The sequence below is a fragment of the Leptolyngbya sp. GB1-A1 genome (genome assembly GCF_039962475.1).
Lineage (GTDB): Bacteria > Cyanobacteriota > Cyanobacteriia > Elainellales > Elainellaceae > Leptolyngbya_A.
Window position 1 is genome coordinate 150,784 of the sequence record NZ_JAMPLI010000008.1, and the last position, 15,992, is coordinate 166,775.

General features: G+C 45.0%; 12 protein-coding genes. 9 read left to right on the plus strand and 3 right to left on the minus strand.

The genetic code is table 11. The annotated features are described in order from the left end of the window. The first annotated feature begins 93 nt into the window (after positions 1-93). Positions 94-360: a DDE-type integrase/transposase/recombinase gene (locus tag NDI45_RS11180; protein ID WP_348247408.1), complete on the plus strand. Its 267-nt coding sequence runs from the start codon at positions 94-96 to the stop codon at positions 358-360. 204 nt (positions 361-564) lie between these two features. Here NDI45_RS11180 and NDI45_RS11185 read toward each other — a convergent pair whose 3' ends face one another. Both NDI45_RS11185 and NDI45_RS11190 read right to left on the minus strand, forming a co-directional pair. Further along, positions 565-2,262 carry a hypothetical protein gene (locus tag NDI45_RS11185; protein WP_348247360.1) on the minus strand — a complete coding sequence of 566 codons (1,698 nt, stop codon included), beginning with the start codon at positions 2,260-2,262 and terminating at the stop codon, positions 565-567. A gap of 360 nt (positions 2,263-2,622) precedes the next feature. After that, positions 2,623-2,823: a hypothetical protein gene (locus NDI45_RS11190; protein ID WP_348247361.1), complete on the minus strand. Its 201-nt coding sequence runs from the start codon at positions 2,821-2,823 to the stop codon at positions 2,623-2,625. Positions 2,824-3,445: 622 nt separating this feature from the next. On the opposite strand from NDI45_RS11190, the gene NDI45_RS11195 reads away from it, so the two are divergent. From NDI45_RS11195 to NDI45_RS11230, 8 genes are all read left to right on the plus strand, one after another. Then, on the plus strand, positions 3,446-3,757 hold the full coding sequence (locus NDI45_RS11195; RefSeq protein WP_348247362.1) for a hypothetical protein: 312 nt from the start codon (positions 3,446-3,448) through the stop codon (positions 3,755-3,757). Further along, positions 3,750-4,883, plus strand: coding sequence for a glycosyltransferase family A protein (locus NDI45_RS11200; protein ID WP_348247363.1), 1,134 nt, complete (start codon positions 3,750-3,752; stop codon positions 4,881-4,883). Before NDI45_RS11195 ends, NDI45_RS11200 begins: the two co-directional genes overlap by 8 nt. A 77-nt stretch (positions 4,884-4,960) precedes the next feature. Further along, positions 4,961-7,660, plus strand: a complete 2,700-nt coding sequence (locus tag NDI45_RS11205) for a glycosyltransferase (protein ID WP_348247364.1) — start codon at positions 4,961-4,963, stop codon at positions 7,658-7,660. Then, positions 7,660-10,530: a glycosyltransferase gene (locus NDI45_RS11210; protein ID WP_348247365.1), complete on the plus strand. Its 2,871-nt coding sequence runs from the start codon at positions 7,660-7,662 to the stop codon at positions 10,528-10,530. The genes NDI45_RS11205 and NDI45_RS11210 overlap by 1 nt, the downstream gene beginning before the upstream one ends. Before the next feature lie 28 nt (positions 10,531-10,558). Further along, a complete protein-coding gene (locus NDI45_RS11215) occupies positions 10,559-11,359 on the plus strand; it encodes an ABC transporter permease (RefSeq protein ID WP_348247366.1) in 801 nt (266 codons plus the stop codon). After that, a complete protein-coding gene (locus NDI45_RS11220; RefSeq protein ID WP_348247367.1) occupies positions 11,360-12,598 on the plus strand; it encodes an ABC transporter ATP-binding protein in 1,239 nt (412 codons plus the stop codon). Between the two features lie 49 nt (positions 12,599-12,647). Then, positions 12,648-13,790, plus strand: a complete 1,143-nt coding sequence (locus tag NDI45_RS11225; RefSeq protein WP_348247368.1) for a methyltransferase domain-containing protein — start codon at positions 12,648-12,650, stop codon at positions 13,788-13,790. A 94-nt stretch (positions 13,791-13,884) separates the two neighbouring features. After that, positions 13,885-15,324 (plus strand): hypothetical protein, encoded by a 1,440-nt coding sequence (locus tag NDI45_RS11230; RefSeq protein ID WP_348247369.1) that lies wholly within the window; start codon positions 13,885-13,887, stop codon positions 15,322-15,324. Positions 15,325-15,439: 115 nt separating this feature from the next. Here the strand turns inward: NDI45_RS11230 and NDI45_RS11235 are convergent, their stop codons facing one another. Then, a complete protein-coding gene (locus NDI45_RS11235) occupies positions 15,440-15,706 on the minus strand; it encodes a hypothetical protein (protein ID WP_348247370.1) in 267 nt (88 codons plus the stop codon). Positions 15,707-15,992 lie beyond the last annotated feature (286 nt).

Sequence of the window (15,992 nt, forward strand, 5' to 3'; positions counted from 1 at the left end):
CAGGGGCGAGATGGAAGCCCGCCCATGTGCCAAAAGTGTTGGCGCAGCGATGCGCTTACCTCAATCAGCAGCTATGATTTTCCTACCAAGAACGTGACACGCACCCATGAAGCACTAGCAGCAGAAACTGAGTTATGGCAAGTGAAATACTTGAATAACGGGGTTGAGCAAGACCACAGAAACATCAAGCGGATTACCAAACCCATGATGGGGTTTAAGTCATTCAATAGTGCCAGAATAACGTTGAGTGGGATTGAGGCGATGAACCTGATCAGAAAAGGACAAGTGAAAGGAGTTGAACAAGGGAGCATTGTCTCTCAAGCAAAATTTATTGAAGCGATCTTTGGAATTGCTGCTTAAAGCGATGTGAGCGATACCGATTGTTCGTCATTAAAAATTCTTGCGACACAACCAGAAACACTTCCTCAAAGTCTTCCATTCTCTGTTCAAATTCAAGGGCTTACTTCACAGTACCACCACCCATTGAGCAAGATGATTTCAGGTAGAAAGTGCCGCCACTTAACCACTTAAACAGAGAAGCAGTAGACATAGCGACACAACCGCTTAAGGAACACGAATAAATCCTGCATGAATTCCTTGAGCAGGTTTTCGTAAGCGAATATTGTCTAAAACAATACCTGAACAAGGCAATGGTGTTGCCCAACATTTGTAGGACCAGTCTGTTGGATAAGTGTATTTCACATCATTTACCTGGGCTTCAATTAGCTCAGGCCTAGGTAATTCTGGCGGTAGGAGAGAGAAAAGACGCCGCTGGTCCTCAGCAAGAATGATTAAAAAACAACTCGTTAGGACAAGGGCCAATACTCGACTTGAGGCTTTATTCAAACGGACTGAAAATAACTGTTGCAGGACAGCGTGGTTTGCAAGATTGTTATACTGGTGATTTATAAACTGGGCTAGAAATAGTCCGCAAACAAGAATGAAATAAATAAAGCCAAATCGAATGAGCGGCGCATAACAGATGATGAATGTCATGCCTAAGATACCTAATCCATTTACCCATGCAACTCCTACTTGAGACTTACGGTTTCGAAAAAATAGTAATTGCTGGATTGAGAGAGCGATCGAAATGGCATAAAGCAAAAGCATGATTTGCATTTTGCTCTGAATTCTGATCCAAGCAAAACGTTTCTCAAGGAAAGAAGATAAATTTTCAGTTGCAGAACTAGCTTCAGTTGCAGGAGTTTTCGGTTCTCTAGGTTGCGGGCCTTTTGTGGTTTCCAATGGGCCTGCAGGGCTGGCTTTAGTTTCAGGCGTTTTCGAATCTCTGGATTGTAGGACTCTTGTAGCTTCTAGCTGATTGATTGCTTCCTCCTGCGGAAATCTCCAGGAAAAGTTGATGCAGGCAATTGTAGAAGGAAACATCGGACATCCAGAAGTTATGAAACCGTAGCTGATCATAGGCAACGCCAACAGAATGACAAGTATTGCTCCAATGAACAGCTTTTTCGGTGCGAATCGGCTCTCAAAACAGTAAAATAGAATGACGATTGCCAGAACGGGTAACGCACTCAGCTTCAGTGATAATGCGCCAACACCCAAAACTAAAGGCAGAGTTTTAACATCGAAAGCGGGTGAAACAGAATGAGGTGATAAAGTCTTTTCATCTGCCGCTCTCTCCTTGATCACTAAAATTGTCCAAGCAATTATTCCAGTAGCTAAAGTCACGGGAACATCAGGAGAGAAGGAAATGAGAATGGGTGAATTGGTAAAAATTGTTGTAACATAGGTAACAATAATAACTAGAAAAATCACAATCGCAAACCAGTCAGACAACGTAGAATGCTTTTGCTTAACGTGAGTTAAAGCTATCAAGATATGGAATGTCGCTAGAAAAAAAATGAAGCCATTTGTGACTCCACCAATATGATGTCCTAAAAAGCCTGGAGTCAATGGAGCCGTGAATGCAAACCAGGACGAAGTAAAGCCAAATGCGTAGTTGATTAAGGCAACACCAGGAACCGTTCCAGCCTCGTGAAGCCATTTAATCGCGCCAATGTGATAGCCTCCTGTATCAAACCATTTCATTGACCGGTTGAATAATGTAGCTGACAACAAGCTCAGGTTCACAAATGCGCTCAGCCAGTCAATTGAGAAGGCTGACTTCAGACGAATCAGTTCAGCTCTGGTTGAAGATGAAAGCAGTGAAAGGGTGATTAAAATCGCAGCAACTACCCCTCCAGTTAGAAGAGACAGCGGAAAGACAAAGGATATTGCCAAAAGCAAGATGGATATCACCATTAGTCCACTCCAGATGGCAATGATCAGTCGATCGCCAATTCGAACAAAGCAACTAGCTTTCAGTAAGTTAAGTAGATAGGTTCCAGTGATAAAGCATACAATTGCCAACAAACTCCAGGCAATAATGAAATAGATCATTGTTGAGATGTCTAATTTGGATTGCAGGGTAAAGTACTCATCATTTTTAATTACTTGCCTCTGATTAGGATGGTGTATTTGCACCAAACAAGAATTTGGGAAAAGACTGCCGTTTCTAGACAAGCTGGGTTTGAGGTAGGGCTATTCACGCTCAATCCTACAGGTCTAAAACCTACCTTAAGACCTATGTGTGAATCAGGGAAGGATTGATTATCAGTGGTTCTATTTTGGAGAGGCTAGAGAATAATCAGGCTTTGTCAAAAATCTTGCAATATCAGATTGTCTATATTTTCTCTTTCCTTCCCTAAATGGCACTATCCGCCTATTTACATCCACTCCTGCATCATCTTCTCCATATTCGGGTTGCTTAAAGCATGGTGACAATTTCACAGCACCTTCAAAATAATTTTTAGCAGTAATCATCCCCAATTAGACAGAAATTGGAAGGCTATTCAGGCTGATGCAGAAATAACTAAGCTTCTCTGCCTTAACATTTTGCCACAACCCATACGTTTAGTTCTTTTCAATTGTGCTGCTTCAGCTTATCTTTTCAAACAGTTACTAGTATTTAGCTTTCGTAAAGTTTGAGCGAATGCTGTAGCGAGTTTCTCGATAGGTATGGCAACCTATCAACATGTTTTTAGTGTACTAATTTGAGAATTACCTCGGTGCTTCTACTAAAATTGCTCACTGCTCCTTAAAGGATGACAAGTAGTCTAAAAAGCTCATTGGACAATGACTTTAAGCCAAAATTACTATTCACGTAGCTGTAAAAAGTAAGTCCGAATTCAGAAACCTGTGTTTCTCGCACTTTCAGCAGTAGGAGAGTACTAGAGAAAGCAAAAGAGAATGCTCATTTTCAGTAGGTGCTCGATCGCTAAAAGCAACTTTCATTAGGTGTTTCAGCTTTACTGTCACACTTTGAGGATCAGCTGAATGGCATAAGCTCTTCAAGTCTCTCTAGATTGCTGAAAAGTATTCCCAATTTATAGATTCAGCATTTATAACCACATTTATGCTTTCCAGCGAACACTAAGGAAGAAGCATGGCTGACAAATGGTTTCTTAAACAAGGGCCTCGCCAGTTTGAATTAATTTTGCTGTTGGTTGATATTGCTGTTGGTAGCGGCTCTACTTTGGCTCAACTGCGATATTACCAATTTTTTCAACAGAAACGTGGGTTCGTTTTTGCCAGCCAAGCTGTGCTCATGCACTGGTTGTACTACTTCTACAGTGGAATCGCGATGGGATTAGGAATGATGATGCATTGGCAGAAGCAGTGGCGGCAGTGCGTCAGTCCAAGAAAGCCGCGTTTTCACCGAGTTTTGAAACGATTGATAGGAGTAAGCGATGTCTAGTGACACTCCGTTAGTATCTGTGATTATTCCGGCTTACAATGCCGCTACTTCTATCGAGCGGACACTGCAATCCATATTGGCACAAGCCTACTGTCATTTGGAAGTGCTGATTGTGGACGATGGCTCCACAGATCAAACTCCAGAAATTGTAACTACATTTGCTCAACAGGACGATCGAGTCAAGTTATTGCATCAGGCAAATGCGGGGGTTGCAGCAGCGCGTAATTTGGCGATCGCTCATGCAAAAGGCGAGTTTATTGCGCCGATCGACGCAGATGATATCTGGTATCCAGAAAACATTGAAAAACAAGTTCAATGTATGGTGCGGGGTGGTAACTCTGTAGGGCTAGTGTATTCCTGGTCTGTGGATATTGACGAATCTGATGCCCTGCTAGGCAGCTTTCGGGCAGCAAAGATTCAAGGTAATGTTTACGCAACCCTGGTCTGTCACAATTTTTTAGGCAATTCCAGTGCTTCTATGATGCGGCGTAGCTGTCTGGAACAGGTAGGCGGATACGATCCAACTTTGCGATTGCAGAACGCCCAGGGTTGTGAAGACTGGGATCTGTATCTGCGGATTGCTGCCCAATATGAATTTCGCGTAGTTCCAAAGTTTTTAGTGGGCTATCGCAAATCCACAACGAGTATGTCTGGCGACTACACCCAAATGGCACAATCGCATGCCTTGGTTATGCAAGCTGTGCGCCGGCAGCAACCGAAGTTTCCACCGTTCTTATTTCGCCTGTCCAGCAGTAATCTCTATGGGTACTTTGCCCACCAAAGTCATCGCTGTCAGGATCACCGTACTACGCTGTACTGGTTAAGAAAAGCCATCCAGGCGGACCCGGTAACACCCTGGATACGGATTGGGTTTTATCTTTTGCTGATTCAAAATTTGTTGAAATTGGGGCAATCTCAAACTCCCACAGCTACATCCATTCCCCTATCGTCTATCTCTCTGATTGATATCTATCAACGTAAAGGTGCGATCGCCCTCAAACTGATCGTCGGCAATCTGTTTCACCGAGTGGTTTCTCACCTTGCTCATGCTCCACAGCAGCAGTCGCAGCAACGTGCAAAACAGCAGAAAATGGGTACTCCAACGAATCTACCACTGCAGTTATAGAGTGTTCAATTCAATCTTTTGATTAGAAGTTTACTTTATCAATCCTTGTTGCGAATCTAAACAAAGGTCACTAGCAAATGCTTTATCCAATTAAAGTTGTTGACATCGAACTTAGCCGTCCAATTCCAACAGTTGAGGGATTAGATGGATATATGGGGTTAAAGGGCTTGGTGCGTTTGCATGGAGTTCCCATTGGCTATGTCAATGCACCAGTTACCTTAGGACGTTGCACGGCTGAAACGCTGAGCAAGTTGATTCTAGAACAACACAGTTGGGGCATTATCTGTCAGCTGCTCAAGAATGGAATGTCATCGCCGCAGCACCCAGAGGAGCTGACACTGGAGAATTTGATTGGTCTGCCTCCTGTAGAGTACTCGGGTGAGTGGCCCTTGGTGACGGTGGCAGTTTGTACGCGCGATCGCCCCGACGATATGAAGCTCTGCCTAGAAGCCCTGAGCAATCTAGACTATCCCAACCTGGATATTCTGGTGATCGATAATGCTCCTCAGACGGAAGCCACTCAAGAATTAGTCAAAACGCATTATCCCACTGTGCGCTATGTTCGAGAACCCCGTCCGGGTTTAGACTGGGCACGTAATCGCGCCATCCTGGAAGCCAAAGGTGAAATCATTGCCTACACCGATGACGATGTAGCGGTAGATCCAGGCTGGGCAAAAGCACTGGCTCAAGTGTTTGCTGAAAACTCTGATGTCATGGTGGTTACAGGATTAGTCGTTCCCTACGAACTAGAAGACAAATCTCAGGTGTTATTTGAACACTATGGTGGTTTTGGACGAGGATTTGAATGCAAGTGGTATCGAGTTGATGAGCGCAAATCGGTACCTATAGCCTCTTACTATGGCGCATCAGGTCAGTTTGGAACCGGAGCAAATATGGCCTATCGTCGCTGTATATTTGATCAAATTGGTGGTTTTGACCCAGCTTTAGATGTGGGCACAGTCACCAATGGCGGCGGCGATATCGAAATGTTCTTTCGGGTACTCAAGGAAGGCTACACTCTGGTGTATGAACCCAAAGCGATGGTGCGCCATCGTCACCGCCGTGACTACAGTAAGCTCTATGCCCAGATTGCAAACAACGGCATTGGCTTTTATGCCTACTTTGTCCGCAGTGCTTTGGCTTATCCCGATGAACGCTGGGCCTACCTGAAATTAGCCTGCTGGTGGATTTTGTGGTGGCATTTCGGACGGCTGTACAAGTCCTTTAAATATGCCAACCGCTTACCAAGAGAGCTGATCTGGGCAGAATTTTGGGGTTGTTTTGTTGGGCTGACCCGCTATCAAAAAGCCCGTCGCATTGCTCAAGAAATTGCCCAATCCTTTGCTGCCGAACCCCTCTTACCCTCTCAGACTGCAAAGCCAGATCGAGGTAAGCCAAAAGCATCAACGGGAATTGCCATCAGAACTGTAGAACTCACCCAGCCCTTAGCTTCCTTAACAGATGTCAAAGATTATCCCGAAGTGTGGGTTTTTGCTACCTGGCAGGGGCAAGTATTGGGCAAAGTTCACATTCAGAATCTCTACCAAATCGTTGCTGTTAGCCGATTAAGAGATGTAATTGTGAGTCATTTCAATCTCCGCTTGCTCAATCCCGAACAAAAAATCAATCAAGATACTCTTTGGGCACAGCTAACCACCACTCTGGTGAAACATCTGTTACCCAATGCTAAGCAGCCTGAGCAATTGGCGGTTCTTCCCGATACCACATCGGTTTCTATTGTCATTGCTACTTACGATCGCCCTAACGACTTGCGGGAATGTTTACAGAGTTTGCTGACGCAACATTCTAAACGCTCAACTGAAATTGTCGTTGTTGACAACCATCCTGAATCTGGTTTAACGCCTCCCGTTGTAACCGAATTTCCTGGAGTGATGCTGGTACAGGAAATTCGCAAAGGACTATCCTATGCTCGTAATGCCGGAATTATTGCCAGTACAGGCGATATTATTGTCATGACTGATGACGATGTAGTGGCTCCACCAGACTGGATTGAAAAGCTGATCGCTGCTTTTGTCCATCCTGATGTTATGGTTGCGACAGGCAATGTTTTGCCTTTTGAGCTAGAAAACCCTTTCCAGCAGGCTTTTGAAGCCTATGGTGGAGGTTTGGGGAAAGGGTTTACATCATTTAAGGTTGATAGGAACTGGTTTGAATCCTATTCCAGACGGGCATTGCCAACCTGGGACTTAGGTGCTACTGCAAATGCAGCCTTTCGCTCGCAGATTTTTTATCATCCTGAAATTGGTTTGTTAAGTGAAGTTCTTGGTGCCGGTAGTCCTACTGGATGCTGTGAAGATACCTACCTCTTTTATAAGGTTCTAAAAGCTGGTTACACGATTGTTTATGAAGCAAGTGCTTATGTCAAACACAAGCATCGCAACACTTACGAAGCATTGCAACGTCAAATCTATAGTTACAGCAAGGGTGGCCCTGCCTACCACTTGATGACTGTTCTAGAGGACGGCGACCTGCGGGGGCTATGGCGCTTGTTGGTAGAAATTCCAGAGGTTTACTGGTGGCGCATTAAAGGACGCTTGCAAGGGTGGGACAATTATCCATTAAAACTACTTTGGCAAGAGTTTTTGGGTAATTTAGTGGGTGCTTGGGCTTTGTGGCAATCGTATCGCCGCGTAAACCGATTAGGTCAGAGTGGGGTTTATGTTCCCGTTTTACAGCGGCCAAAAACACATGAAGATGCTTTTTCAATAACAGATCAGCTCAATCAAATTTCGGATTCCCAGAGGAACTTGGTGTAATGAATACAGATCTGGTAGCTACCGTCTTTAGACCCATTAAAGTGATGGACATTGAATTGAGCCAGCCTTTACCAGTGATTGAAGGGCTAACTCAATACGATAAGCTGCAAGCTCTTATCCGCTTACACAGCTTACCCTTAGGTTATCTGGAAATGCCGTTACCCAGTGGTCGTTGCACAGAAGCTGATCTGAGTGATGCCATTCTGAGCCAATATAGCTCTTCCATCCTATGTTACTTAACTAAGGTAGGAGTGCCTTACCTCTCTCAATTAGGCAATTTAACGACTACAGATCTGTGTCAATTGCCCAAACCAGTCTACGCTGGGCCATTTCCGCTGGTAACTGTTGTTGTATGCACCCGAAATCGTGCGGCAGACTTGAAGCATTGCCTGGATGCCATTCATCAGCTAGATTACCCTAACTATGAAGTCTTGGTGGTGGATAACGCCCCCAGCGACGCAACTACTGAAGACTTAGTTCGAGGACAGTATCCTGATGTGCGTTATGTCTGCGAACCAAAACCAGGACTAAGCTGGGCTCGTAATCGTAGCATTGTTGAGGCTTATGGAGAGATAGTTGCCTATACCGACGACGATGTCATGGTTGATGCAGAGTGGGTCACGCGACTTGTTAAAGCTTTTAATGATGATAAGCAAGTAATGGCGGTAACCGGGCTGGTTGTGCCGTATGAACTGGAGACAGAATCTCAGATTTTGTTTGAGCGACATGGAGGCTTTGGTCGCGGTTTTCAGCAAAAACGCTATCAGGTTCCTGCTGGTAAAGTACCGAAGCATCTGCTAGGAGGTGGGCAGTTCGGTACGGGAGCAAATATGGCTTACCGAAAAAGCTTGTTTGATACCATCGGTGGTTTTAATGTTGCCCTCGGTGCTGGTACACCAAGTATGGGCTGCGAAGACCATGAAATGTACTTTCGGGTACTGAAAGCAGGTTATGCCCTGATGTATGAACCTAGTGCCCTAGTTCGGCATCGGCATCGACGGAATTATGAAACGTTGCGATCGCAATTAGCCAACGATGGCATCGGGCTATATTCCTACTTTGTGTGGGCATTCTTAAACTGCTCTGAAGAACGTTGGGATTTCGTCAAGCTCGCCCTTTGGTGGCTCTGGTACGGCAATCTTCGCTGGCTGTGGATTTCCTTCAAATATCCCAACCGTTTTCCTGTTGACCTGAGATGGGTTGAATTGAAAGGATGTTTTGTTGGGCTAACGCGGTATCAGAAAGCCTTAAAGTCTGCAACTGAGATTGCAAATGATCCTGCAATTGCCCAACATCTGCACCAGCTTCCGCTAGATGCGGCAGTAGAAACCTCTACACTCACAGTTCACCAACTAGAGCATCAGGTGATTGGGATAGAGAACAGCAGCCTTAACTCTGTAATTCACATCTCCCAAACTCAGGAAGAGTTTATTACTTCTACCGATACATCTGCTCCTCAGATTACAGCGTCTTCCTATTTTGCTCAGTACGGAACACCAGTTGCACTGCGATTTGTCGAGTTGAGCCAGCCTTTACAGACCATTGCAGATGTTTTGGAATACCAAAAGGTACGTGTTTTTGTGAGCTACAATGGGCAGCTCATGGGCAAAGTTGACATTGACAACGGCAACTGTCCTATTACTACGTCTATCTTAGAAGAAGCAATTACCAATGCCTTCAGTCAGCAACTCCTAGAATTTGGCTTACGCTTAGGTCCAAATTTAAGTTGGGTTCAAGCAGTGTCTACCTTGGCAAATGGTTGGCATTTGAAGCCAAATGGTGCAACTTCTAGAGCAGAATTGTCTACTGGCTCATCTGTATCTATTGTTGTTGCCACATACGACCGACCGGACGATTTGCGCCATTGCCTGCAAAGCCTGTGTGCTCAAGAATCATCACGATCGATAGAAATTATCGTCGTTGACAATCATCCTGTTTCTGGGTTGACAGCACCTGTTGTAGAAGAGTTTTCCACTGTTAAATTAGTGCAGGAACCTCGACAGGGGTTAGCTTACGCACGCAATGCAGGTATTGTAGCCAGCAGTGGAACCATTGTTGCCATGACTGATGATGATGTCATCGCACCTCCTAATTGGATCGAACAACTGGTGGCACCATTCACTCGCTCTGACATTATGGCCGTAACCGGAAATGTACTACCTGCGGAATTAGAGACTTTATCACAACGATTGTTTGAAACTTATGGTGGGTTAGGCCGTGGCTTTGAATCCTTTGAAGTTAACGGAGATTGGTTTGAATGTTTTGCCCGTAAGGCAGTAACAACTTGGACTTTAGGCGCAACTGCTAACGCCGCCTTTCGAGCTTGTATCTTCCATCATCCCAAAATTGGTTTAATGGACGAAGCCTTGGGACCAGGCATGCCATCTGGAGTGGGTGAAGATATTTATCTCTTTTATAAAGTTCTTAAAGCTGGATACACCATTTTATATAACCCTCAAGCTCATGTTTGGCACAAGCATCGTCGAACCATGCAGGCTTTGCGTCACCAGCTGTTTAATTACAGCAAAGGTCATGTTGCCTATCATCTGACTACCCTGTTACGAGACAAAGATTGGCGAGGATTAGTACAAATCTTGATAGGGCTACCTCTAGCTCATTCTTCACGAATTTACTACAGGCTCCGGGGTTGGAGCGATTATCCCATCTCACTCATCTTGCTAGAAATCCTGGGTAATCTCATCGGTCCTCTCGCACTCCTTCAGTCTCGCTGGCGAGTTATGTGCGAAGGTACCAGTACGTCTTACCTCCCTCCAAGCCAAAGACTACAAGTTTTCCTGAAACCTGATAGCTGGGGCGCAACAGAACAAAGCCACAAACGATCTGATTTGATCTCACCCACCAATTCATAACGACAGACAACCACAGGAGTTTTAGATTATGGCACATGTGAATAGTGCAGCAAATAAAATATTGCTGCGTAGACCTAGCTACTTGTGGGATTTGTTGAGATCTCTGGTCGATCGCGACATGAAACTCATGTATAAGCGATCTGCCTTGGGTGTAACCTGGACGTTGATCAGCCCGTTGCTACAACTGCTAGTTTTTATCTTTGTTTTTCAGGTCATTATTAAGGTTGACGTTCACCAATACTCGTCTTACGTGTTTACGGGATTATTGGTTTGGAACTGGTTTCAAACCTCTCTGTTTCAAGCTACTGGAGTTATCATCAGCAGCCGTCCACTGATTCGACAGCCTGGATTTCCAAGTGCTATCTTACCTGTAGTTGTGGTCACTACAGGTTTGATTCATTTTGTTTTAGCATTACCAATTCTAATCGTTTTTTATCTAATTGATGGAGCTACGATCACACCTCTTGTCTTTGCTCTCCCGCTGTTGCAACTGATTCAGTTTGCATTAACTGTTACGTTCTCTTACTTCTTAGCTGCCCTTAATGTTACTTTTCGCGATACTCAACATACGCTGGGGGTTTTGCTGCAATTTCTGTTTTATTTAAGCCCAATTTTCTACGATCTTAAAAGTATTCCCGAAAAATATTGGTATGCCTATAGTTTGAACCCAATGGTGCATATTGTGACCTGCTACCGGCAAATTTTAATGTGGGGTGTGCAACCTGATTGGTTTGCTCTGGCAATCATTACAGCAATTACCCTAATTCTTTTGCCAATTGGTTACGCACTTTTTAAGCGACAGAGCCTTAGATTTGTGGAGGAAATTTAGATGCACACTGCCATTCTTGTAGAAAATTTGGGGAAGCGGTTTCAACGCTTCCATGCTGAGAAGCCTGTGACCTTTATGGAAGCAGCTCTCTTAGGTTGGCGTCGTATCAAACCTGTAGATGACTTTTGGGCTCTGCGAGGAGTTTCTTTTGAGGTTGCCGCGGGCGAAATGCTAGGAATTATTGGGCATAATGGAGCTGGAAAATCTACTTTACTTCAACTTTTGGGTAAAGTAGCCTATCCTACTGAAGGACGCATTAAGATGAACGGGCGTATTGGGGCTCTGCTCGATCTAGGTGCTGGGTTTCATGGAGATTTAACCGGGCGGGAAAATGTTTTTGTTACGGCAATTGTCGCTGGGTTGTCAGAGCGAGAGGTAAGCCGCCGGTTTGACCAGATTGTAAAATTTGCCGAACTAGAAGCATTTATTGATAATCCCGTTCGTACTTATAGTTCTGGGATGACGATGCGATTGGCCTTTTCAGTTGCCATTCATACTGATCCTCAAATTCTTCTAGTGGATGAGTTTCTTGCGGTAGGGGATCTGGCATTTCAGACCAAATGCCTAAGCCGAATCACAGAAATGAAGGAACGGGGATGCGCCATTGTGTTTGTATCCCACTCAGTTGGGCAGGTAGAGCGATTGTGCGATCGCGCCCTTTGGCTTAAACGCGGTAGGGTTGTAGCCTATGGTGAACCGACTGTTGTAGCAGGGCAGTACGCCATGGAGATGCGATCGCAAAGCCAGCAACGCACGCCCCATCGCCCACCGCAACTGACCCGAGCGGGTACCGAACTACGGGTTAATGAAAATCGCTTCGGCTCCCAGGAAATTGAGATTACTGATGTCCGATTACAGCCCAACAGCATCCTGGAAACAGGTGATGCTCTCTGCATTGAAATTGACTATCAGTCTCACCAACCGATTGATACTGCCATCTTTTGTGTAACCGTGAGCCAAGAGGATGGGACGACCTGCCTGGACGTTAACACATCCGATATGGGAATTCCGGTGCCAAGGATTAGCGGAAAAAATACAATTCGGTTGTGGTGCGATCGTCTCGACCTTTGTAGCGGCAAGTATTTTGTCAACGTTGGAGTCTTTAAGGAAGATTGGGCTTATGCTTACGATTATCATTGGCACGTCTACCCTTTGGTAGTTGAGTCAGAGGTGCCTGCAAAAGGTATTTTAACCCCTCCGATGCGTTGGGAAATGGTGTCTCAGGTGGTGGCATCATAAGCATCCCGTTCCTATTCAACCGAAAAGTAATTCTGGAGGCTAATCATTAATGGCTGAACAGGTTTTGCATGAACCGTATGATCAGGCATTTTTTGAAGCCCTGCGGGATGGTTCCCGCCAGTCTGCGGCGGTCATTGTGCCGATCATTCTGGACTGGGTTCAGCCACAGCGGATCGTGGATGTTGGCTGTGGGGATGGAACCTGGCTCTCGATGTTTCAGAAACACGGAATTGCAGACATTTTAGGGATCGATGGCGACTATGTTGAGCCTGAAAACCTTCAGATTCCTCCGCACCAGTTTATGTCATGGAATCTGGCTCAACCTCTGTTGCTGGATCAAACTTTTGACTTAGCAATGTGCCTGGAAGTAGCCGAACATCTACCTGAGGAAAGCGCCTCTGACTTTGTAGATTCTCTTGTTCGGCTCAGTGATGTGGTATTGTTCTCGGCGGCAATTCCGCATCAGGGGGGAACCCACCATATTAATGAGCAATGGCCTAACTACTGGATTCAACGCTTTGAAGAACGGGGATTCATCACGATCGACAGTCTCCGAACACGAATCTGGAATCATCCCCAGGTAGAACCCTGGTATGCCCAAAATAGCTTTATCTTTGTGCGGGGCGATCGCCTGTCCCATTACCCCAAACTTCAAGAGCTGGAATTGCGCTCGCTCTGGTCAAAACAAATTCTTGTGCATCCCAAGATTTACCTTTATCACTGTCCAGAACAGTCCTCAGACTCTTCTGAAACAGAATCAATTGACGCTAAAGATCAACCTTCACAGCTGATCAAGATTCTCAATCTTACCTGTCTTCCATTCGCCAAGATTCGTAGCGGTGAAGGGGTAACCCTGGAATTGGAGTATCAGCTTCAGTCTCCTGTAGGAGCGGCTATTTTTAGTTTCAGTCTGAGTAATGCTTTAGGGGATATTTATTTAGACACACACATTGAAATTAATCCCTTATCTAATGATTGGCAGGTTCCGCATCGTCTCCAGTTGCAGATCGATCGCCTGGATTTGATTGACGGGCATTACTTTATCAACCCTGGCATTTTTAGCCCCGATTGGCAGCAAATCTACGATTTCCACTGGCACCGCTATCCTCTTACCATTTCTGCTAATGCGTTTCAGAAAGGAATTCTAAATCCTCCTATGCGATGGCATATTTTGTGTAATTACCCTTCCTAACCACCTAATTCAGAATCAATTCTGGATTGAGTACAGCCGAATGTTTCACGAAACACAAGAGTATATTGTGACTGGTAAAAGACCCTAAGCGTGTATGAGTCGTTTACTAAAATTTGTACTAAGTCTATTTTTGGGATTCTGGATCATCATTGTATTAAGTTCAGCAGGTCAAGCAGTTTTACCCCGTGTTGAGACAGCTATCAAAGTCCACAACACAGTTACCGGAGTCAGTACCCGTTATATTGGAGCCTGTGAAGGAAACATCAATTTTGATAGAGCAGATATAGCTGACCTGGGAATTAACACCTACCGAATTTATGGAGGGATGTCGCGATGGGAAAGGGAGGATGATGACGGAGTCTATGGACTGCCTACCATTGCTCAAATAAAAACTAACCCTGATGTCATTCCCTGGGAACAGTGGGATGCAGTGATGACGAACCCCATCAGCCGATCGGATTATGCTTTTTCTGGTGACCCTGCGGAGTTATGGCAGGGCAACGCGAGAACCATTTTTGAAACCCTTAAGCAAGACAACATTCGTCCCGTACTTACTATCCGCAATACCGATCCGGGTTGGAGCCCAAATTGGGCATTACAATTGAACCCGCCACGCACGGAAGATGACTGGAATGAATGGTGGGAACATGTATTTGCTACGGTGTACTGGCTAAACGTACGCAATAATTACCAAGTGGATGATTTTGAAATCCACAATGAGCCAGATAACCGACAACAGGGATGGGGCGGAAATCAAGCTGATTACTTTGAGTTAGTCCGAATAGCGACCGATGCGATCGCCTATGTTTATCGCACCTATTTACCCGATCGGCAATTCTACATTCATGCGCCCAAAACGGTTGGCGGGAGCCGTTGGCCTGTTGATACCCTAGCCAGCATCCCAACCTATTTTGATACTGTCAATGTTCACAACTATGACTTAGATATTTCACCCTATGTCCGCCGTGTGCGGAGTTGGATGCAGGGTACGATTCATGCGCGATCGCCCCTCTGGTTAGGAGAATGGGGAACTTACACGGGAGGATATGATGATTTCACTTTCTCTCTAAATCTGCTTAAAAATATGATTCGAGCCTCCCAACCGGGAGATACGTATGTTTATGGCAGTCATATCTTTTCACTTTATGATTGGGGAATATCAGGTGACTTCGAGGGACTAATTGGACCTGATGGAAAACGTCGCATGAGTTACTACGCCATGCGGTTAGGAATTCGAGCATTACAGGGGGGAAGACAAACTCTTCTGGCCACCAGTAGTAATTCAAACCTGATGGCGATCGCCACTCAGGATCAGGAAAGGAATCTTTATTTGCTGGTCGTTAACAGTGGATCAACCATTTCTCGTACAGGTGTTGATCTTTCAGCCTTTAGTGCGTTTACCACAAGTACTATTTGGCAGTTTAGCTCAGAAGCTATGGATGAAATTCGAGGGCACGTCACGATGCAGCAAGGATATACTCACCTTGAAATTCCCGCAAGTAGCGGGCTATTGATTAAATTTGAGGCTCAGTAGATCGTAAACCTGAGCTATGCTCTGAAGTGGTGTACAAATAAAGAAAAAGAAAGGGCGTATTCTGCTGGATAAGCAAAAAAGACCAGACGAGGATACACCATGAGTAAGGATAATCTTATTGCATTTCAAGCAGCAGAATCATCAGCATCATTTCGAGATGCCCTGACAGAACTAGTTCGGTAAGCAAGTTCTGTTGTTCGACTAATCCCTCGTAAACTACTGCCTTTGTTGTGGGCTTGTAGAACTTGTCTAATTTATTGAGGGCTACTATGGCGACGGTAATACAAACTGTCGAAGGATTCCGAGAAGGTTTGATGGCAAGCAGGACAGAGGTAGCGTTGATGACCGTTAGGCATTTTGCCGTGTCGATGGGCTTTGACATGACCACACAGAGAGCATTCCATCACCTGGTTTCTAATTGATGAGCCTCTCTACTCTATCAATCCCCCATCATATTGACGCACTACCAAATAATATAAAGAGATAATTAAAGAGACAATAAAGAAAGCCGTGCTTACTGGGACAGTAGATTCTAGTGCTGTACGATGCCAATAACACTAATGCTAAATTAACATTTGCAAATCAGAAGCTGAGCTGTTTCCTCTAAAAAAATCATTTTAGCGAGTGACTATGCAACTCTGTTGTATAGACTGGCTCAAACATGCTGC